The 18,725-nt window shown below is 60.9% G+C and carries 20 protein-coding genes; 11 read left to right on the forward strand and 9 right to left on the reverse strand.

What is annotated here, in order from left to right:
• The first annotated feature begins 50 nt into the window (after positions 1-50).
• Entirely contained in the window at positions 51-545 is a 495-nt protein-coding gene (locus C4J85_RS16355) for a SprT family zinc-dependent metalloprotease (RefSeq protein ID WP_124367396.1), read from the forward strand.
• Between the two features lie 40 nt (positions 546-585).
• Here the strand turns inward: C4J85_RS16355 and C4J85_RS16360 are convergent, their stop codons facing one another.
• Positions 586-1,761 carry a CaiB/BaiF CoA-transferase family protein gene (locus tag C4J85_RS16360; protein WP_124410222.1) on the reverse strand — a complete coding sequence of 392 codons (1,176 nt, stop codon included), beginning with the start codon at positions 1,759-1,761 and terminating at the stop codon, positions 586-588.
• Between the two features lie 159 nt (positions 1,762-1,920).
• On the opposite strand from C4J85_RS16360, the gene tusD reads away from it, so the two are divergent.
• The 6 genes from tusD (at position 1,921) to C4J85_RS16390 (ending at position 5,357) form a co-directional block, all read left to right on the forward strand.
• Positions 1,921-2,313, forward strand: coding sequence for a sulfurtransferase complex subunit TusD (gene tusD, locus C4J85_RS16365; protein WP_124367398.1), 393 nt, complete (start codon positions 1,921-1,923; stop codon positions 2,311-2,313).
• 1 nt (position 2,314) lies between these two features.
• Positions 2,315-2,665: a sulfurtransferase complex subunit TusC gene (tusC, locus tag C4J85_RS16370; RefSeq protein WP_124407546.1), complete on the forward strand. Its 351-nt coding sequence runs from the start codon at positions 2,315-2,317 to the stop codon at positions 2,663-2,665.
• Positions 2,665-2,943 (forward strand): sulfurtransferase complex subunit TusB, encoded by a 279-nt coding sequence (gene tusB, locus C4J85_RS16375; RefSeq protein WP_124410223.1) that lies wholly within the window; start codon positions 2,665-2,667, stop codon positions 2,941-2,943. Before tusC ends, tusB begins: the two co-directional genes overlap by 1 nt.
• Positions 2,940-3,275 (forward strand): TusE/DsrC/DsvC family sulfur relay protein, encoded by a 336-nt coding sequence (locus C4J85_RS16380; RefSeq protein ID WP_124410224.1) that lies wholly within the window; start codon positions 2,940-2,942, stop codon positions 3,273-3,275. Before tusB ends, C4J85_RS16380 begins: the two co-directional genes overlap by 4 nt.
• Positions 3,272-4,273 (forward strand): glycosyl transferase family protein, encoded by a 1,002-nt coding sequence (locus C4J85_RS16385; RefSeq protein ID WP_124410225.1) that lies wholly within the window; start codon positions 3,272-3,274, stop codon positions 4,271-4,273. Before C4J85_RS16380 ends, C4J85_RS16385 begins: the two co-directional genes overlap by 4 nt.
• A gap of 88 nt (positions 4,274-4,361) precedes the next feature.
• On the forward strand, positions 4,362-5,357 hold the full coding sequence (locus tag C4J85_RS16390) for a glutathione S-transferase family protein (RefSeq protein WP_124410226.1): 996 nt from the start codon (positions 4,362-4,364) through the stop codon (positions 5,355-5,357).
• A gap of 189 nt (positions 5,358-5,546) precedes the next feature.
• Here the strand turns inward: C4J85_RS16390 and cysG are convergent, their stop codons facing one another.
• From cysG to C4J85_RS16420, 6 genes are read right to left on the reverse strand one after another with little or no spacing between them, the layout of a single operon-like run.
• The gene (cysG, locus tag C4J85_RS16395; RefSeq protein ID WP_124367403.1) at positions 5,547-6,941 is read right to left on the reverse strand and encodes a siroheme synthase CysG; all 1,395 of its coding nucleotides are present in this window, start codon (positions 6,939-6,941) and stop codon (positions 5,547-5,549) included.
• Positions 6,942-8,222 carry a serine--tRNA ligase gene (serS, locus tag C4J85_RS16400; RefSeq protein ID WP_124410227.1) on the reverse strand — a complete coding sequence of 427 codons (1,281 nt, stop codon included), beginning with the start codon at positions 8,220-8,222 and terminating at the stop codon, positions 6,942-6,944.
• Positions 8,223-8,238: 16 nt separating this feature from the next.
• On the reverse strand, positions 8,239-8,613 hold the full coding sequence (gene crcB, locus C4J85_RS16405; RefSeq protein WP_124363281.1) for a fluoride efflux transporter CrcB: 375 nt from the start codon (positions 8,611-8,613) through the stop codon (positions 8,239-8,241).
• Positions 8,610-9,935: a replication-associated recombination protein A gene (locus C4J85_RS16410; RefSeq protein WP_124410228.1), complete on the reverse strand. Its 1,326-nt coding sequence runs from the start codon at positions 9,933-9,935 to the stop codon at positions 8,610-8,612. Before C4J85_RS16410 ends, crcB begins: the two co-directional genes overlap by 4 nt.
• A gap of 28 nt (positions 9,936-9,963) precedes the next feature.
• Positions 9,964-10,587 carry an outer membrane lipoprotein chaperone LolA gene (gene lolA / locus C4J85_RS16415; protein WP_124363283.1) on the reverse strand — a complete coding sequence of 208 codons (624 nt, stop codon included), beginning with the start codon at positions 10,585-10,587 and terminating at the stop codon, positions 9,964-9,966.
• Between the two features lie 54 nt (positions 10,588-10,641).
• The gene (locus tag C4J85_RS16420) at positions 10,642-13,050 is read right to left on the reverse strand and encodes a DNA translocase FtsK (protein ID WP_124363284.1); all 2,409 of its coding nucleotides are present in this window, start codon (positions 13,048-13,050) and stop codon (positions 10,642-10,644) included.
• Positions 13,051-13,550: 500 nt separating this feature from the next.
• Between C4J85_RS16420 and aat the strand changes: the two genes are divergently transcribed.
• From aat to infA, 3 genes are all read left to right on the forward strand, one after another.
• Positions 13,551-14,231 carry a leucyl/phenylalanyl-tRNA--protein transferase gene (aat, locus tag C4J85_RS16425; protein ID WP_124410229.1) on the forward strand — a complete coding sequence of 227 codons (681 nt, stop codon included), beginning with the start codon at positions 13,551-13,553 and terminating at the stop codon, positions 14,229-14,231.
• Between the two features lie 56 nt (positions 14,232-14,287).
• Positions 14,288-14,995 (forward strand): arginyltransferase, encoded by a 708-nt coding sequence (locus C4J85_RS16430; RefSeq protein ID WP_124363286.1) that lies wholly within the window; start codon positions 14,288-14,290, stop codon positions 14,993-14,995.
• A gap of 100 nt (positions 14,996-15,095) precedes the next feature.
• Entirely contained in the window at positions 15,096-15,314 is a 219-nt protein-coding gene (gene infA, locus C4J85_RS16435) for a translation initiation factor IF-1 (protein ID WP_002553999.1), read from the forward strand.
• A gap of 242 nt (positions 15,315-15,556) precedes the next feature.
• On the opposite strand, the gene clpA is transcribed toward infA, so the two are convergent.
• Together clpA and clpS are read right to left on the reverse strand one after the other, a co-directional pair.
• Positions 15,557-17,827, reverse strand: coding sequence for an ATP-dependent Clp protease ATP-binding subunit ClpA (clpA, locus tag C4J85_RS16440; RefSeq protein ID WP_124367408.1), 2,271 nt, complete (start codon positions 17,825-17,827; stop codon positions 15,557-15,559).
• Between the two features lie 29 nt (positions 17,828-17,856).
• A complete protein-coding gene (gene clpS / locus C4J85_RS16445; RefSeq protein ID WP_124363288.1) occupies positions 17,857-18,225 on the reverse strand; it encodes an ATP-dependent Clp protease adapter ClpS in 369 nt (122 codons plus the stop codon).
• A gap of 224 nt (positions 18,226-18,449) precedes the next feature.
• Here clpS and C4J85_RS16450 point away from each other — a divergent pair, with 224 nt between their 5' ends.
• Positions 18,450-18,719, forward strand: coding sequence for a cold shock domain-containing protein (locus C4J85_RS16450; protein WP_124367409.1), 270 nt, complete (start codon positions 18,450-18,452; stop codon positions 18,717-18,719).
• The last annotated feature ends 6 nt before the right edge of the window (positions 18,720-18,725 follow it).

Consider the following 18,725-nt stretch of genomic DNA (forward strand, 5'->3'; position numbering starts at 1 on the left):
GAAACACCCTGCTTTGCGGCATACTGGACGTCTCTGGAGATATGTACAGCATGCCCGAGCAACTCAATACCCGCGTCGAAGATTGTTTCCTGCAAGCCGAATCCTTTTTCAAACGAAGCTTCAAACGCCCCAAGGTCAGTCTCAAGCTGCGGGGCCAGAAAGCCGGTGTCGCGCATTTGCACGAAAACCTGCTGCGTTTCAACCCTCAGCTTTACCGTGAAAACAGCCAACATTTCCTCAAACAAACCGTGGCCCACGAAGTGGCGCACCTGATCGCCCACCAACTGTTTGGCGAGCGCATCCAGCCCCATGGTGAGGAATGGCAGTTGATCATGCGTGGAGTTTACGAACTGCCGCCGGACCGTTGCCACACCTATGAAGTCAAGCGGCGCCAGGTGACGCGCTATATCTACCGGTGCCCGTGTGCCGACAGCGACTTCCCGTTTTCGCCGCAGCGCCATGGGCTGGTAGGCCAGGGGCGGCGGTATTTGTGTCGACGGTGTCGGCAGACCTTGGTGTTTACTGGGGAAACGCGGGTGGAATGAGCGCCTCATCGGGAGCAAGCCCCCGATGGGGTCAGAACTGTCACCCCACAACCTTGGCCTGGCGCAATTCCCCTATCCGCTGAGCACTGAACCCCAACTCCACCAGCACCTCATCACTGTGCGCCCCTACGGCGGCACCAATATGCCGTGGCGCCGGCAACCCCTCGGAAAACTTCAGCGGGCAGGCAATCTGCGCCTGGGTCGAGCCATCGCCCCTGGGCACCTGGCTGATCAGCCCGCGCGCCTGCAGCTGCGGATGCGCTACCGCTTCACTCAAGTTCAACACCGGTTCCACGCACGCATCCACTCCAGCAAACAACGCGCACACTTCATCAAAGCTGCGTTTTTCGAATTCCACCTGCAGCGCCTGCTTGAGGGCCGGCTGCTGCTCAGGCTTGAGGCTGTGCAGCGCCAGCTCCGGTCGCCCCAGTGCTTCGCACAATTGCTGCATGAAGGCCGGTTCCAGGCTGCCCACCGACATCCAGCGCCCATCACGGGTGCGGTAATAATCGTAAAAACTGCCGCCATTGAGCACATGGTTTTCCCACGCCGGTTCCACCCCGCAGGCCAGGTAACCCGCACCGGCCATGGCGTTCAGGCTGAACGCGCAGTCGGTCATGCTCACATCCAGATACTGGCCGACGCCGCTCTGCTGCCGCGAGATGACCGCCGCGAGCAAGCCCACCACCGCATGCAACGACCCGCCGCCGATATCCGCCAATTGCACCCCCAACGGCAACGGCCCGCTGTCGCGCCGCCCGGTGTGGCTGGCCACACCGGCCACGGCCAGGTAGTTAATATCGTGGCCGGCGCGATCCCTGTAAGGGCCGGTCTGGCCGTAGCCGGTGATCGACAGGTAGATCAGCCTCGGGTTGATCGCGTTCAAGGCCGCATACCCCAGGCCCAGGCGCTCCATCACGCCGGGGCGGAATTGCTCGATGAGGATGTCGGTGCCCTTGACCAGCTCGAACACAATCTGCAGCGCCTCGGCCCGCTTGAGGTCCAGCGCCAGGCTGCGCTTGTTGCGATTGAGGTAGGCATGGCTCGCCGAGGGGCCCTGATCATGGGGCGGCAGGACGCGCAACAAATCCATGCGCGTCGGCGATTCGATGCGCAGCACCTCGGCGCCCATGTCCGCCAGCATCAGTGAGGCGAAGGGGCCTGGCAACAGGGTGGAAAAATCCAGCACTTTGAGGGACGCCAAGGGGCCTGACATACAAACTCCGTTTCCGATTCGACGGTTCACAGCGTAGTCAGCCTTGAGCGTCGACGGCAATCGTCAGAACGATCACCCCCCCTGACCGTTTTGATCACGGCGGGCTTTTTCGTCGCCACGGCTTTATCATTGGCCCACGTTTTATTGGCAGAGTGTTCCATGAAGTTCGCGATTGCAGTGTTCAGCGCCGCCCACGCGCCCTCCTCGCGCCGCGCCCTGTTGTTCGCCCAGGCGGCGCTGGCCGGTGGGCATGAGATTGTGCGGCTGTTTTTTTATCAGGATGGCGTGTACAGCGCGTCCAATAACATCGTCGCGCCCCAGGACGAGCAAGACATCGCGCGCCAATGGCGCGAGTTCGTCAGTGCCCACCAGCTCGACGGCGTCGTGTGCATCGCTGCAGCCCTGCGCCGTGGCGTGCTCAACGCCGAGGAAGCCATGCGCTATCAACGCAGCGCGGTGAACCTGGAGGCGCCCTGGGCGCTGTCGGGGCTGGGGCAACTGCATGACGCGATCCAGGACGCCGACCGCCTGATCTGTTTTGGAGGTTCATGACATGGCCAAGTCATTGCTGGTGATCAGCCGCCAGGCACCGTGGTCCGGCCCCAGTGCGCGAGAAGCGCTGGATATCGTGCTGGCCGGTGGCGCGTTCGATCTGCCGATCGGCCTGCTGTTTTTGGACGACGGCGTGTTCCAGCTCGCATCGCACCAGGACGCCAAGGCCGTGCAACAAAAGGATTTGAGCGCCAACCTGCAAGCCCTGGGGCTGTTCGGCATCGATGACGTGTTCGCCTGCAGCCACAGCCTGGCCGAACGCGGGCTGGGTGTGCCGGCCAGCGCGCAGCCGTTGGCCCCTGCCGCCATTTCCCAACTGATTGAACGTTACGACCAGGTGATTACCCTCTGATGTCGACTCTACATGTGGTGTCCCACTCCCCCTTTACCGACAGCCGCCTCGACAGCTGCCTGCGCGTCTGTGCCAGCGCGGATGCGATCCTGCTGTGCGGCGACGGCGCCTACGGCCTGCGCCACCCGGCGCTGCACACCAAAGGCGTAAAGGTGTTCGTGCTGGCTGAAGACATGCAGGCGCGCAACCTGCCTTTGCCGGACTGGGCCGACAGCGTGGATTATCCGGGCTTCGTGCAGCTGTCGATCGACTATGACAAGGTCAACAGCTGGTTATGAATACGCTGACCGTTGGCACACGCACCCTCGAACTGGACAAGGACGGCTACTTGGTCGACCTCGACGCGTGGTCTGCCGAGATTGCCAACGCCCTGGCCGCCGCCGAATCGCTGGAACTGACCCCGGACCATTGGGAAATCCTCGAACTGCTGCGCGGCTTTTACGCGCAATATCAGCTGTCGCCGGCCACGCGCCCGCTGATCAAGTACGCCGCCTTGAAGCTCGGCCCGGACAAGGGCAACAGCCTGCACCTCAATAAACTGTTCAACGGCACTCCCGCCAAACTTGCCGCCAAGCTGGCGGGCCTGCCCAGGCCGACGAATTGCTTATGACCGACTTTGCCCCACTGACCCTCTCAACGCCTGAAGAGCACCCTTTTGCGCAGTTCGTGCGCATCCTCGGCAAAGGCAAGCGCGGCGCGCGCAACCTCACCCGTGAGGAAGCGCGGGAAGCCATGGGCATGCTGCTCGATGAAAAAGTCGAAGACACCCAACTGGGCGCCTTTCTCATGCTGTTGCGTCACAAGGAAGAAAGCCCGGAAGAGCTCGCCGGTTTCACCGAAGCGGTGCGCGAGCGCTTGAACCCGCCCGCCTTGAAGGTGGATATCGACTGGCCGACCTACGCCGGCAAAAAGCGTCATTTGCCGTGGTTCCTGCTGGCGGCCAAATGCCTGGCGCAAAACGGCGTGCGCATCCTCATGCACGGCGGCGGCGCGCATACGGCGGGCCGCCTGTACACCGAGCAATTGCTGGAGCGTTTGCAGATACCGCTGTGCCGCAATTGGCAGCAGGTCGAGGCGGCGTATGAACAAGGCAACCTGGCGTTTATCCCGCTGGGCGACTGGGCGCCTCAGTTGCAGCGCATGATCGACCTGCGCAACACCCTGGGCCTGCGCTCGCCGATCCACTCCCTGGCCCGCTTGCTCAACCCGCTGAATGCCCGTTGCGGCCTGCAAAGCATCTTCCACCCGGGTTACCAGGGCGTGCACCGCGATGCCAGCGGCCTGCTGGGCGACAACGTGATTGTGGTCAAGGGCGATGGCGGCGAAGTGGAAATCAACCCCGACACCCTCAGTCACCTGTATGGCACCACCGGGGGCCAGAGCTGGGACGAAGAATGGCCCGCCCTCTCCGCCCAGCGCCACGTCAAACCGGCGAGCCTTGCGCCTGAGCATCTCAAAGCCCTGTGGCGTGGCGAGGTCGAGGACAGCTACCCGCAACTGGCACTGATCGCGACCATGGCCCTGGCTTTGCGCGGCCTCGGACACACCCGGGAGCAGGCATTTGAACTGGCCCAGCAGTATTGGGATGCGCGCGACAAATCGATTTAATCGATCATTCACCTCGGGTCTTTGCGCTTTTAGTTCGAACTCATCCCTTTAGACTGGGCTCCAACGCTTAATAGCCAAGGAGCCAGTCATGGGTTTGCTGATCGAAGGACACTGGAAAGACCAATGGTACGAAAGTAGCGCAGACGGCGCGTTCCAGCGTGAACAGGCGCAACGCCGCCACTGGGTGACCGCCGACGGCCAGCCCGGCCCGAGTGGCGAAGGCGGCTTCAAGGCCGAGGCGGGTCGCTATCACCTCTACGTCTCTCTGGCCTGCCCCTGGGCCCACCGCACCTTGATCCTGCGCAAGCTCAAGGGCCTGGAAAGCCTGATCGACGTCTCGGTGGTCAGTTGGCTGATGCTGGAAAACGGCTGGACCTTTGACAAAGCCCACGGCTCCAGCGGCGATGCGCTCGACGGTTTCGACTTCATGCACCAGCGCTACACCGCTGATACCGCTGACTACACCGGGCGTGTCACGGTGCCGGTGTTATGGGACAAAAAGCTCAAACGCATCGTCAGCAATGAGTCGGCGGAAATCATCCGCATGTTCAATAGCGCATTTGATGAGCTGACCGGTAATACCCTGGATTTCTATCCCGACGCACTGCGCCCGACCATCGATGCGCTGAACGAACGCATCTACCCGGCCGTGAACAACGGCGTGTACCGCGCGGGGTTCGCCACCTCGCAGCAGGCCTATGAAGGTGCGTTCGATGACGTGTTTGCCGAGCTGGACCATTTGGAACAGCACCTGGGCGAGCATCGCTACCTGGCCGGCGAGTACCTGACCGAGGCGGATGTGCGGCTCTTCACCACGCTGATTCGTTTTGATGCGGTGTATTACAGCCACTTCAAATGCAACCTGCGGCGGATTGCCGATTATTCAAATCTGTCGAATTGGTTGCGGGAAATGTATCAGTGGCCGGGGGTGGCCGAGACGGTGGATTTTGAGCACATCAAGGGGCATTACTACGCCAGCCACCGCACCATCAATCCGACGGGGATTGTGCCGAAGGGGCCGCTGCAGCGGTTTGATGTTGGGCATGATCGGAAGCGGTTGAATGGCAAAGGTGTGTGGAGCTGATCCGGATGATGAGCTGAAGCTGATGGCCTCTTCGGGGGCAAGCCCCCTCCCACACTGATCGTTCCCACGCTCTGCGTGGGAATGCACCCCGTGACGCTCTGCGTCACTTGTCCACATTGAGCTGTACCGCGTGACGCGGAGCGTCCAAGGTGGCATTCCCACGCAGAGCGTGGGAACGATCAATTGGTCTCAGACCTGGGCCTGGGCGCCCTCAAACCACTTAAGCTTCTCGCGCAACACCACCACCTCACCCACAATCACCAGCGTCGGCGCATGCACTTCATGCTCCGCCACCATGCGCGGCAAGTCGGCCAGGGTGCCGGTGAATACGCGCTGGTTGGCGGTGGTGCCCTGCTGAATCAACGCCGCCGGCGTATCCGCCGCGCGCCCGTGCTTGATCAATTGCTCGCAGATAATCGGCAAGCCAATCAAGCCCATGTAGAACACCAGGGTCTGTGACGGTCCCACCAGGTCCTGCCAGGGCAGGTCCGAGGTGCCATTCTTCAAGTGGCCGGTGATAAACCGCACCGACTGCGCGTAGTCACGGTGCGTCAGCGGAATGCCCGCATACGCCGCGCAACCACTGGCTGCCGTGATCCCCGGTACCACCTGGAACGGGATGCCATGGGCCGCCAATTCCTCTATCTCTTCACCGCCACGCCCGAAAATGAACGGATCGCCGCCCTTGAGGCGCAGCACGCGCTTGCCTTGCTTGGCCAGGTCCACCAGTTGCTGGTTGATCTGGTCCTGCGGCACGGCATGGTCGGCGCGACGCTTGCCGACGTACACGCGCTCGGCATCCCGGCGGCACAGTTCCAGGATCGCCGGTGCCACCAACCGGTCATACAACACCACGTCGGCTTGCTGCATCAGGCGCAAGGCGCGGAAGGTCAGCAGGTCCGGGTCGCCCGGGCCTGCTCCCACCAGGTACACCTCACCCGGCGCGTAAGGCGGCGCGCCATTGACCTTCTCGATCAACAGGCGCTCAGCCTCATCGCCCTGCCCGGCCAGTTGCCGGTCGGCAATCGGGCCCTGGAACACTTCTTCCCAGAACGCCCGTCGCTGCTGCACATCCGGGTACAAACCTTTGACCTGGGCACGAAAACGCGCCGCCAACCCGGCCAACTGGCCATAGGTGGACGGAATCCAGGTTTCCAGCTTGGCCCGGATCAAGCGCGCCAGTACCGGCGCATCGCCGCCGCTGGACACCGCGATCACCAATGGCGAACGGTCGACGATCGCCGGGAAGATCACGCTGCACAGGGCCGGCGCATCCACCACATTGACCGGTACACAGCGCCGCTTGGCATCACTGGACACTTGCGCGTTCAGTGGCTCGTCGTCGGTGGCCGCGATGATCAGCACGCAACCGTCGAGGTCCGTCTCCTGATAACCGCGCAACATCAGGTCCCCGCCACTGCCCAGCACCAGTTCACGCAACTGGTCTTCGATCTGGGGAGCAACCACCCGCAGCAACGCCCCGGCATCGGCCAGCAGCCGGGATTTGCGCAAGGCAATCTCCCCGCCGCCGACGACCAGCACACGACTGCCGCGCAGGTTATGAAACAGCGGCAGAAATTCCATTTAGCCGATGACCTCGACGCCCGCCATGTAGGGCTTGAGCACCTCAGGCACACGAATCGAACCGTCGGCCTGCTGGTAGTTTTCCAGCACTGCCACCAGCGTACGGCCTACTGCCAGGCCCGAACCGTTGAGGGTGTGCACCAGTTCCGGCTTGCCGGTTTCCGGGTTGCGGAAACGCGCCTGCATGCGTCGGGCCTGGAAATCGCCGCAGTTGGAGCACGACGAAATCTCGCGGTACTTGTCCTGGCTCGGCACCCACACTTCGAGGTCGTAGGTCTTCACGGCGCTGAAACCCATGTCACCGGTGCACAACGCCAGCACGCGATACGGCAGCTCCAGCAACTGCAGGACGCGCTCGGCGTTGGCCGTCAGGCCTTCCAACGCTTCCATCGATTTGGACGGCTCGACCACCTGGACCATCTCGACCTTGTCGAACTGGTGCTGGCGGATCATGCCACGGGTGTCGCGCCCCGAGGCGCCGGCTTCACTGCGAAAGCACGGGCTGTGGGCGACGAATTTCAACGGCAGTTGCTTGGCATCGAGGATTTCTCCGGCGACGATATTGGTCAGCGACACTTCCGCGGTCGGGATCAGATACAAGTCGGCTTCACCGTCGCGGCTGATCTTGAACAGGTCTTCCTCGAATTTCGGCAACTGGCTGGTGCCCATCAACGCCGGCGCCTGCACCAGGTACGGGGTGTAGGCCTCTTCGTAACCGTGCTCGGCGGTGTGCAGGTTGATCATGAACTGCGCCAGGGCACGATGCATGCGCGCAATCGGGCCACGCAACAGGGCGAAACGCGCGCCGGACATTTTCGCGGCGGTTTCGAAATCCAGGCCGCCGGTCAATTCGCCCAGGGCGACGTGGTCCTTGATTTCAAAATCGAAGGCTTTTGGCGTACCCCAGCGGCGCACTTCAACGTTGCCGTCTTCGTCCGCGCCAATCGGCACGGATTCGTGGGGCAGGTTGGGGATGCCCAGCAGGATCGAATCCAGCTCGGACTGGATCTTGTCCAGCTCGGCTTTGCCGTCGGACAGCTCGGTACCCATGCGCTCGACGTCCGCCATCAACGGCGCGATGTCTTCGCCGCGCTGCTTGGCCTGACCGATGGACTTGGAACGCGCATTCCGCTCAGCCTGCAGTGCTTCGGTGCGGGTCTGGACGGTCTTGCGCTGTTCTTCCAGCGCTTCGATGCGCGCAACATCCAAGGCAAAGCCACGGGATGCCAGGCGGTCCGCTACGTCCTGAAGGTTGCTACGTAACAGTTTGGAATCGAGCATGTCGGTCTCTCGTTTATCAAAGTTTGGTCAAGGACAGGCCGGCCCAGGTGGCGAGCAGCCCGCCGAATACGCTGATAGCTGCATAGCCAATCGCCAGCAGCACTTGCCCGCTTTCCAGCAGGCGTACGGTATCCAGTGAAAATGATGAAAAGGTCGTCAGGCCGCCAAGGAAGCCAACCATCAGTCCGGCGCGCACCTCAATCGGTACTTCGGGACGCACCAGGAACAGGCCGTATAAAACACCGATCAACAGGCAGCCCACGATATTAACGGCCAGCGTCGCGGTATAGAAGTGCTTGGGCCAATTCGCGTTGATCCAGTTACCCGTCGCAAAGCGCAGCAGTGTACCCGCGATACCGCCCGCCGAGACGGCGACCACTAAAGGAATCATGATTTTCTCCGCTGCCTGGGACTTAAACGATCGAGTGCGGCCAGGTGATTGAGCTTCTCACCGATCTTCAGCTCCAGGCCACGGGGCACCGGCTGATAGAGCGGCAACGGTTCCAGCTCATCGGGAAAGTAGTCCTCACCGGCCGCGTAAGCGTCCGGCTCATCATGGGCATAGCGGTACTCATCACCGTAACCCAGTTGTTTCATCAATTTGGTCGGTGCGTTGCGCAAGTGCATCGGCACTTCGAGCGAACCGTGTTCGGCCGCCGCGCGCATCGCCGACTTGAAGCCCATGTACACCGCGTTGCTCTTGGGCGCGCACGCCAGGTAAGTAATGGCCTGGGCCACCGCCAGCTCGCCTTCCGGGCTGCCGAGGCGCTCCTGCACGTCCCAGGCGGCCAGGCACAGGCTCAGGGCGCGCGGGTCGGCATTGCCGATGTCTTCGCTGGCCATGCGCACCACGCGGCGTGCCAGGTACAACGGATCGCAGCCGCCGTCGATCATGCGCGCAAACCAGTACAGCGCACCGTCCGGGTTGGAGCCACGGACGGATTTGTGCAGCGCCGATATCTGGTCATAGAACGCTTCGCCGCCCTTATCGAAACGCCGACGTGTGTCACCCAGCAGGCTTTGCAGCAGGTCGACGCCAATCTCGCCGCCATCTTCGGCAAGGTCCGAGGCGTTCTCCAGCAGGTTGAGAAACCGCCGGCCATCACCATCGGCGGCGGTGAGCAGGATCTTGAAGCCCTCTTCACTGACGCTCAGCTGGCGCTTGCCAAGCCCCTTGTCTTCGTTCAAGGCGCGCTGCAACAGCTTCTGCATCGCCGCCTCGTCCAGGCTCTTGAGCACGTAGACGCGCGCCCGCGAGAGCAGCGCGTTATTCAATTCGAACGAAGGGTTCTCGGTGGTGGCGCCGATAAAGATCAGCGTGCCGTCTTCGACGTACGGCAGGAACGCATCCTGCTGGGACTTGTTGAACCGATGCACTTCGTCGACGAACAGGATGGTGCGCTTGCCGTATTGCCCGGCCTGCTGCTTGGCGATTTCCACCGCCTGGCGGATCTCCTTGACCCCGGCCAGCACGGCGGAGACCGTTTCGAAGTGCGCATCCGAGACCTTGGCCAGCAGCCGCGCCAGGGTGGTTTTACCCACTCCCGGCGGCCCCCAGAAAATCATCGAGTGCAGCGCACCCTGCTCCAGGGCTTCACGCAGGGGCTTGCCGCGAGCGAGCAGGTGTTCCTGACCGACGTACTCGTCCAGGTTGGTCGAGCGCAGGCGCGCGGCCAGAGGCTGGGCAATCGGGTCACTTCGAAACAGATCCATGGGCAGCGTTTGAAACCTCTGGGGGAGTTTATTCCTGGATCACGTCGGCACCCTTGGGGATGTCGAACTTGAACTTGGAGGCGGGCACCGGCTGGTTGGCCTTGACCCCGGAGAACAGGATATCGGTGCGCTGGCCGACGCTGTCGATCAGGCGCATGTTATTGATCACGCCGTTGCCGAACGACAGTTGCAGGCTGTCAAACAGCGTGTCCTTGGATTTGGGCTTGAGGGTGAATTCGATCACGTTGCTGGTTTGCTTGGAGGTGATATCGAAACTGTCATTGATCTTCGATACATCGCCCGACAGCAGCAGCGCTGGCGTCTGGTTCAACCGTGGGTCGAGCTTCTTGATGGTCGCCTGCTCCAGGTCCGGGTCCCACAGCGTGACTTTCTGGCCATCGGAAACGATGGTCTGTTCGGCCTTGCCTTCGGTATGCCAGTAGAACAGGCCAGGACGCTGCACGGCCATTTCACCTGCGGTTTCCTGCAACTGTGTGCCGCCCGCGTCGAGGGTCAGCTGGGAAAAGCGCGCGGTCAGGGTCTGGGATTTGTCCAGCAGGTTCTTCAGGCTGGCCACCGAAGCCGGGTCAGCGTGAGCCGAAGCGGCGGTCAGGGCCAGTACCGGCAACAACAGCATGCGGATAATGCGCATGGGAATCCTCATTGAGTAATCAGGGCGCGCCGCGTGCTGCCACGCGGCGCGGGATCAGTCGCGCATCTGCCCGGGGGCAATGATTTCACGCGAGCCGTTGGTGTTCATTGCGGTGACGACGCCAGCGTTTTCCATGGCTTCGATCATGCGGGCTGCGCGGTTGTAGCCAATCTTCAGCTTGCGTTGCACCGCAGAAATCGAGGCGCGACGGCTTTCCAGCACGAACGCCACGGCCTCGTCGTACAGCGCGTCGGTTTCGGCGTCATCGTCGCCACCGCCGCTGCCGCCGTCGAAGCCGCTACCGGCCTCTTCAACGCCGGCAAGGATCTCGTCGTTATATTCAGGTGCGCCACGCAGTTTCCAGGCTTCCACCACGCGATGCACTTCATCGTCGGACACGAAGGCACCGTGCACACGAATCGGCAGGCTGGTGCCGGGCGGCATGTAGAGCATGTCACCGTGGCCCAGCAGTTGCTCGGCGCCGCCCTGGTCGATGATGGTCCGCGAGTCGATCTTGCTCGACACCTGGAACGCCATGCGCGTGGGGATGTTGGCCTTGATCAGGCCGGTGATCACATCCACCGACGGCCGCTGGGTTGCGAGGATCAAGTGGATCCCGGCCGCACGGGCCTTCTGGGCAATACGCGCGATCAGTTCTTCGACCTTCTTGCCGACGATCATCATCATGTCGGCGAATTCGTCGACCACCACCACGATGGTCGGCAACTTGGTCAGCAGCGGCGCTTCGTCGTGAATGTTTTCGCGCTTGTACAGCGGATCGGTCAGCGGTGTGCCGGCGTCCTGGGCTTCCTTGACCTTGGCATTGAAGCCAGACAGGTTACGCACGCCCATCTTCGCCATCAGCTTGTAGCGACGCTCCATCTCGGCGACGCTCCAGCGCAGGGCGTTGGCGGCGTCCTTCATGTCGGTGACCACCGGGCACAGCAGGTGCGGGATGCCTTCATAGATCGACAATTCCAACATCTTCGGGTCGATCATGATCAGCTTGGCGTCGTCCGGGCCGGATTTGAACAGGATCGACAGGATCATTGCGTTCACGCCCACCGACTTACCGGAACCGGTGGTACCGGCCACCAGCAGGTGCGGCATTTTCGCCAGGTCGGTGATCACCGGCTTGCCGCCGATGTCATGGCCGAGGGCCAAGGTGACCGGCGATTTGAAATTGTCATATTCCGGGGTCGACAGCACCTCGGAGAACCGCACGATCTGGCGGTCTTCGTTGGGAATCTCGATGCCCACGGTGGTTTTGCCGGGAATCACTTCCACCACGCGCACGCTGGTCACGGCCAGGGAACGGGCCAGGTCTTTGGCCAGGTTGGAAATACGGCTGACCTTGACGCCCGCCGCCGGCTGGATTTCGTAACGGGTAATCACCGGGCCTGGGTGAATCGAGTCTACCGACACTTCGACCCCGAATTCCTTGAGCTTGATTTCCAGCAGGTGGCCGACGGCCGCCAGGGATTCGGGCGAGTAGTTGAGCTGTTTCTTTTCCGCCGGGTCGAGAATCGAGATCGGCGGCAAGGTGCCTTCGACCGCGCTGTCGATGAACAGCGGAGCCTGTTTCTCTTTCTGCACGCGATGGCTTGGCTCGGGCGCCTTGGGCGGCGCGGGAGCGATCACCGGCGGCACCTGCTTCTCGCGGTCCGACATGTGCTTGCTCAGGGCCTGCTCGCGCTCGATCAGGCGCTCCTTGACCTTGGCCTGCTCGCGGCGGTCCGGCGTGCTGGGAGCCACCACTTCGTTGACGCGGGTGTCCACTTCGCGCAGCTGCGCAACCATTTGCTTGCGCTCGACACGCGCCGCCCACCAGCGGTTGGCGGCACCCTGGAACAACTCGAACAGATCGAGGGTGATCTTGCCGGTCACGTCCATCACTTTGAACCAAGACAGGTCGGTGAACACCGTAAGGCCGAACAGAAACAGCGCGATGAACATCAGGGTGCTGCCCTGGATATTCAGGGTACGGCGCGCCAGGTCACCCAGGCTTTCGCCTAGCGCCCCGCCCGCACCCGCCGGCAAACCGGTGGGCGCGTGGAAATGGATATGCGCCAGGGCGGCGCCGGACAACACCAGGAACACCAGCCCGATCAGGCGCCAGGAGAACAGCCAGCCGCTCCACTGCCACGGCTCATGCCGCTGGCGGAAGATCTGCCAAGTCTTGATCGCCAGCAGCAGCGGGAAGATGTACGCGAAATAACCGAGAATCATGAACAGGATATCGGCGCTGTAGGAACCCACGGGGCCACCGAAATTCTGCACGTCGTCGATTTTGCTGTTATGGCTCCAGCCAGGATCGTCCTTGCCATAGGTGAGCAAGGCCATCATCAGGAACAGGCACAGCGCGCCGATAGCGATCAGCGCACCTTCCTTGAGTCGGTAATGCAGGTGCTGACGCCAGGCCGGCACGACTGCTGCTTTGGGTGTTGCGGCGGATTTCTTCAAAACGGGTCTTTTCCTGCGCCTTTTAGCGCGTCCATCTGTTGAATGACTGCACACGGCTGCCCTGTCCCGAGCAGCTGAAAAATGACGAATGTTGCTGAATCTACTTTTAACACTGCGTAACGCATCGGCGAAATGGCGATAACGCCACGATCGCCGCATTGTACGGGTTTGCGTGCGCGATGCCACGCACTTGCCCATCACCCTGCAGCGTGAACCCTCCAGGTGTTGCAGCCTGTTCAATTTGAGCATGCATTGTCTTTGCTGACAAAGGCTTATGCGCTGTATTTAGCAAACCAGACAAGCTTGGCAAAGTGCCTGCACTGGCCAGACCCGATTACGACCGCGCCTTATGCACAGAGTTGCAGAAACACCCTTACACGCTAATCCGCGCCGAAAACCTATTCGGGCTGGCCCCGTAGCGCTGTGTCGACAATAATCACCGCTTGGGGCAGGCGCCCAATAACCTGCCACTCCCCTCCCCTTCCGTAAGCCTGGATGCCATGCTGACCTGGTTACAACGCGACACCCTCACCTTTCCGCCACTGGCCAAGGCCATGCGCGAACCCAACGGCCTGCTTGCCGCCGGCGGCGACCTGTCAGCCGAACGGTTGATCCAGGCCTATCGTCACGGCTGCTTCCCCTGGTTCTCCGAAGGCCAGCCGATTCTCTGGTGGTCGCCGGACCCACGCACAGTGATATTCCCCGACGAGCTGCACGTCTCGCGCAGCCTCGGCAAATTATTGCGCCAGCAGCGCTATAGCGTGACCTTCGACCAGGACTTCGCTGCGGTTATTCAGGGCTGTGCGGCGCCACGCGCCTATGCCGATGGCACCTGGATCACGCAAGGCATCCAGAGCGCCTACCTGGAGCTGCATCAGCGTGGTTACGCCCACTCGGTAGAGGTGTGGGACCAGGGGGAGCTGGTCGGAGGCCTGTACGGCCTGGCGATGGGCCAGTTGTTTTTTGGCGAATCCATGTTCAGCCGCGCCGACAACGCCTCCAAATTCGGCTTCGCCACGCTGACCCGGCAATTGCAGGCCTGGGGCTTTGTGCTGATTGACTGCCAGATGCCCAACGACCACCTGCACAGCCTGGGCGCACGCGCCATACCGCGCAGTGAGTTCGCGCAGTGGCTGCGCAATCATCTGGACGTGCCCAGCTCTGGGCCGTGGGTTTCTTAGGCGCCATTCGCGTACCTGGCTTACACTTATTTCAAAGCTTATCCCGAGGGTTGATCATGACCGAGCTGGCGCGCTTGAAGTTCTATGCCACTCAAGCCCACTCTTGCAGCTATCTGCCCGACGAGCAGGCCACTACGCTGTTCCTCGATCCCAGCCAACCGATGGACGTGCATGTGTACGCCGACCTGTCGGAGATGGGCTTTCGGCGCAGCGGCGATCACCTGTACCGGCCTCACTGCCAAAATTGCAACGCTTGCGTGCCGGCGCGGATTCCGGTGGCGCAATTTGTGCCGGATCGCAACCAGAAGCGCATTCTCAAGCGCAACGCCGACCTGACGGTAAACGCGGTCAAACCGCAGTACAGCGAAGAATATTTCGATCTTTATCAACGCTATATCGAACAGCGCCACGCCGACGGCGATATGTTCCCGCCCAGCCGCGATCAGTTTTCCACCTTCCTGGTGCGCGACCTGCCTTTTTCGCGCTTCTACGAATTCCGCCTCGACGGACGGCTACTGGCGGTGGCGGTCACCGACTTGCTGCCCAACGGCCTGTCGGCGGTGTACACCTTCTATGAACCCGCCGAAGAGCGCCGCAGCCTGGGACGCTTTGCCATTCTCTGGCAGATAGGTGAAGCACTGCGCCTGGAACTGGAGGCGGTGTACCTTGGATACTGGATCAAGAACTGCAAAAAGATGAACTACAAGACCCAATATCGGCCCATTGAACTGCTGATTAATCAAAGATGGGTAACGCTTAACTAGAACCCCTTGGCTTGAACACCCTTTTTCGGGCACAATGCACGCCGCTTTTGCCTGGCGCAGTTGCACCGGGCCATTCACTGGATACCGAGGGCTTTACTGCATGTCGAAAGAAGACAGCTTCGAAATGGAAGGCACTGTCGTCGACACCCTGCCCAACACCATGTTTCGTGTGGAGTTGGAAAATGGGCACGTCGTAACCGCGCATATCTCCGGCAAGATGCGCAAGAACTACATTCGTATTCTTACCGGTGACAAAGTGCGCGTCGAGCTGACGCCCTATGACTTGAGCAAAGGGCGCATCACTTACCGCGCTCGCTAAGCAAGTCAATACAAAACGCCCGGTTCTGCCGGGCGTTTTTGTGTGCGTGGGATTTTTTGGGCCATCAATGACCAAATGTGGGAGAGGGCTTGCCCCCGATAGCGGTGGTTCAGCCAGTAGATGGGTGACTGATATACCGCTATCGGGAGCAAGCCCCCTCCCACATTGGAAACACATCGTTTTGGTAATGGCATTCCAGCAAAAAGGCGCCTTTCGGCGCCTTTGTGTTATTGCAGGAACGGTCAGGCCATTTCAGCGGTGGTTTCGAAGTCGAAGGTCAGTTCGCCGTCCTTCAGATCGATATGCACCACGCCACCATGGTCGGAAAGCTCGCCGAACAGGATCTCTTCGGCCAACGGCCGCTTGATCTTGTCCTGGATCAGACGCGCCATCGGGCGAGCGCCCATTGCCGCGTCGTAGCCGCCTTCCGCAATCCAGCTGCGCGCTGCCTCCGTCACATCCAGTTGCACGCGCTTGTCTTCCAACTGCGCCTGAAGCTCGGTGAGGAACTTGTCCACCACGCTTTTGATGACCTCATGGCTGAGGCGACCAAATTGGATAATGGTGTCCAGGCGGTTGCGGAACTCCGGCGTGAAGCTCTTCTTGATCACTTCCATCGCATCGGAGGAGTGATCCTGATGCGTAAAGCCGATCGACGCCCGCGCAGCGGTTTCAGCGCCGGCGTTGGTGGTCATGATCACGATCACGTTGCGGAAATCCGCCTTGCGCCCGTTGTTGTCGGTCAGGGTGCCGTGGTCCATCACCTGCAACAGCAGGTTGAAGACTTCCGGATGCGCCTTCTCGATTTCATCGAGCAGCAATACGCAATGCGGCTGCTTGGTGATCGCCTCGGTCAGCAGGCCGCCCTGGTCGAAGCCGACATAACCCGGTGGCGCACCGATCAGGCGCGAGACGGTGTGTCGCTCCATGTATTCGGACATGTCGAAGCGCACCAGCTCGATCCCCATGGCTTTGGCCAATTGGCGCGCCGCCTCGGTTTTGCCGACACCGGTGGGGCCGGCGAACAGGAACGAACCCACGGGCTTGTCCGGCGACTTGAGGCCCGCTCGCGACAGCTTGATCGCGGTGGACAACGCATCGATGGCCGCGTCCTGGCCAAACACGGTCAGCTTGAGGTCACGTTCCAGGTTACGCAGCAGCTCTTTATCGGAGCTGTTGACGTGTTTAGGCGGAATACGCGCGATCTTCGCCACGATGTCCTCGACCTGAGGCACGTCGATGCGCTTCACACGTTTCTCGACCGGCTGCAGGCGCTGGTAGGCCCCCGCCTCGTCGATCACATCGATCGCCTTGTCCGGCATGTGCCGGTCATTGATGTAGCGCGACGCCAGCTCAGCCGCCGCACGCAAGGCCTCATCGGTGTACTCGATGCCATGATGCGCTTCAAACCGGCCCTTGAGCCCGCGCAGGATGCCGATGGTGTCTTCAACCGAGGGCTCGGACACGTCGACTTTCTGGAAACGACGCGCCAGGGCACGGTCTTTTTCGAAGATCCCGCGGAATTCCTGGAACGTGGTCGAGCCAATGCAGCGGATATCACCCGACGACAGCAGCGGCTTGAGCAGGTTGGACGCGTCCATCACCCCGCCGGACGCGGCGCCGGCACCAATGATGGTGTGGATTTCGTCGATGAACAGAATCGCCTGCGGGCGTTTTTTCAGCTCGCCGAGCAGCGCCTTGAAGCGCTTCTCGAAATCACCACGGTACTTGGTCCCGGCGAGCAGCGCGCCCAGGTCCAGGGAGTAGACGACGCTGTTGGCCAGCAGGTCCGGCACCTGATTGTCGACGATACGCTTGGCCAGGCCCTCGGCGATCGCGGTTTTCCCCACGCCCGCTTCACCCACCAGCAACGGGTTGTTCTTGCGACGGCGCGCGAGGATCTGCGCTACACGTTCAACCTCGAGCTCACGCCCCACCAGCGGATCGATCCGCCCCTGGCGCGCCAACTCATTGAGATTGCTGGCATAGGCATCCAGCGGATTGCTTGAAGAAGAAGACTCACCGCCCTCGTCGTCCTGCATATCCTGCTCACCCTCGGAATGATCGCCGTGCCCCGGCACCTTGGAGATACCGTGGGCGATGTAGTTGACGACATCAATACGGGCAACGCTCTGCTGCTTGAGCAGAAATACGGCCTGGCTTTCCTGTTCGCTGAAAATCGCCACCAGCACATTGGCGCCCGTGACTTCACGCTTACCGGAGCTCTGTACGTGGAATACTGCACGCTGCAATACCCGCTGGAAGCCCAGGGTCGGCTGGGTCTCACGGTCCTCGTCATGCACGGGGATCAGTGGCGTGGTGGAGTCGATAAACTCCTGCAGGTCATGCTTGAGTTTGTCGAGGTTGGCGCCGCACGCACGTAGAACGGTGGCGGCAGCTTCGTTATCCAAAAGTGCCAGCAGCAGGTGTTCGACGGTCATGAATTCATGACGCTTCGAACGAGCCTCCTTGAAGGCAAGATTGAGGGTGACTTCGAGCTCGCGGTTTAACATAGCTTCACCTCATACCCAAGTGGTCGGCGTTAACCGTCCTTCTCGATTTCACAGAGTAGCGGATGCTGGCTGTCCCTGGCGTACTGGTTGACCTGCATGGCCTTTGTCTCGGCGATGTCGCGGGTAAACACTCCACATACTGCCCGTCCTTCTGTGTGAACGGCCAGCATTACCTTGGTCGCCAACTCGCGGTTCAGGTTAAAAAACACCTCGAGCACTTCGACCACGAAATCCATCGGTGTGTAGTCATCATTGAACAAAACCACCTTGTACATCGGCGGCGCCTGTAAAGCAGGCTTGGCCTCCTGAACAGCAATGCCTGCAGAACCGTCGTCGTCATGTTCCTGATCCGGGCGATCCTGATTGAATGTTAGTCGAATCTGGCTATTTGCATGCATGGAAAGAAAGGTTCGTCAGTGGTTCAAATACAGTGGTGGGGGCGAGCTGTCAGAATTTCAACTCTGACCCTTCGGTCGCCTTGACTATCGGCAAATCGGTGTTACAACCAATAGAGCCCACAGTGGGTAAAAAAGGTCCGCGCAGTCAACCTTATTTATTCGGGTTAGGACGGATAAACGGGATGATACTCCAGTGATGGAGTCTGGTGCAGAGGGATAAGGGAATGACTAGTGGTAAGGTCAGCTGGTTCAACAACGCCAAAGGATTCGGGTTCCTTAGGGTAGAAGGCTACGAAGAAGATATTTTCGTGCATTTCTCGCAGATAAAAATGGATGGGTATAAAACGCTGAAAGCGGGCCAGTCAGTACAGTTCGAAAAAATTGTTGAAGGACGGAAAGGAAAGCAAGCCGAGGGCGTTTTTGCGTCCATGAGCCCTGCAACCGAAGCGTCTGTGGCACTGGCCACTCAAGCAGAAAAAAAAGAAACTGCCTGATTCCCC

This window comes from Pseudomonas sp. R4-34-07, assembly GCF_003852375.1.
Taxonomy (GTDB): Bacteria; Pseudomonadota; Gammaproteobacteria; order Pseudomonadales; family Pseudomonadaceae; genus Aquipseudomonas.

Bases quoted from the DNA above. Each gene is read 5' to 3' on its own strand.
- C4J85_RS16385 (WP_124410225.1), top strand. From the start codon at position 3,272: ATGACCGACTTTGCCCCACTGACCCTCTCAACGCCTGAAGAGCACCCT.
- infA (WP_002553999.1), top strand. From the start codon at position 15,096: ATGTCGAAAGAAGACAGCTTCGAAATGGAAGGCACTGTCGTCGACACC.
- tusD (WP_124367398.1), top strand. From the start codon at position 1,921: ATGAAGTTCGCGATTGCAGTGTTCAGCGCCGCCCACGCGCCCTCCTCG.
- clpS (WP_124363288.1), bottom strand. From the start codon at position 18,225: ATGCATGCAAATAGCCAGATTCGACTAACATTCAATCAGGATCGCCCG.
- C4J85_RS16355 (WP_124367396.1), top strand. From the start codon at position 51: ATGCCCGAGCAACTCAATACCCGCGTCGAAGATTGTTTCCTGCAAGCC.
- C4J85_RS16390 (WP_124410226.1), top strand. From the start codon at position 4,362: ATGGGTTTGCTGATCGAAGGACACTGGAAAGACCAATGGTACGAAAGT.
- C4J85_RS16380 (WP_124410224.1), top strand. From the start codon at position 2,940: ATGAATACGCTGACCGTTGGCACACGCACCCTCGAACTGGACAAGGAC.
- lolA (WP_124363283.1), bottom strand. From the start codon at position 10,587: ATGCGCATTATCCGCATGCTGTTGTTGCCGGTACTGGCCCTGACCGCC.
- serS (WP_124410227.1), bottom strand. From the start codon at position 8,222: ATGCTCGATTCCAAACTGTTACGTAGCAACCTTCAGGACGTAGCGGAC.
- cysG (WP_124367403.1), bottom strand. From the start codon at position 6,941: ATGGAATTTCTGCCGCTGTTTCATAACCTGCGCGGCAGTCGTGTGCTG.
- C4J85_RS16410 (WP_124410228.1), bottom strand. From the start codon at position 9,935: ATGGATCTGTTTCGAAGTGACCCGATTGCCCAGCCTCTGGCCGCGCGC.
- C4J85_RS16450 (WP_124367409.1), top strand. From the start codon at position 18,450: ATGACTAGTGGTAAGGTCAGCTGGTTCAACAACGCCAAAGGATTCGGG.
- C4J85_RS16360 (WP_124410222.1), bottom strand. From the start codon at position 1,761: ATGTCAGGCCCCTTGGCGTCCCTCAAAGTGCTGGATTTTTCCACCCTG.
- aat (WP_124410229.1), top strand. From the start codon at position 13,551: ATGCTGACCTGGTTACAACGCGACACCCTCACCTTTCCGCCACTGGCC.
- crcB (WP_124363281.1), bottom strand. From the start codon at position 8,613: ATGATTCCTTTAGTGGTCGCCGTCTCGGCGGGCGGTATCGCGGGTACA.
- tusC (WP_124407546.1), top strand. From the start codon at position 2,315: ATGGCCAAGTCATTGCTGGTGATCAGCCGCCAGGCACCGTGGTCCGGC.
- clpA (WP_124367408.1), bottom strand. From the start codon at position 17,827: ATGTTAAACCGCGAGCTCGAAGTCACCCTCAATCTTGCCTTCAAGGAG.
- C4J85_RS16430 (WP_124363286.1), top strand. From the start codon at position 14,288: ATGACCGAGCTGGCGCGCTTGAAGTTCTATGCCACTCAAGCCCACTCT.
- tusB (WP_124410223.1), top strand. From the start codon at position 2,665: ATGTCGACTCTACATGTGGTGTCCCACTCCCCCTTTACCGACAGCCGC.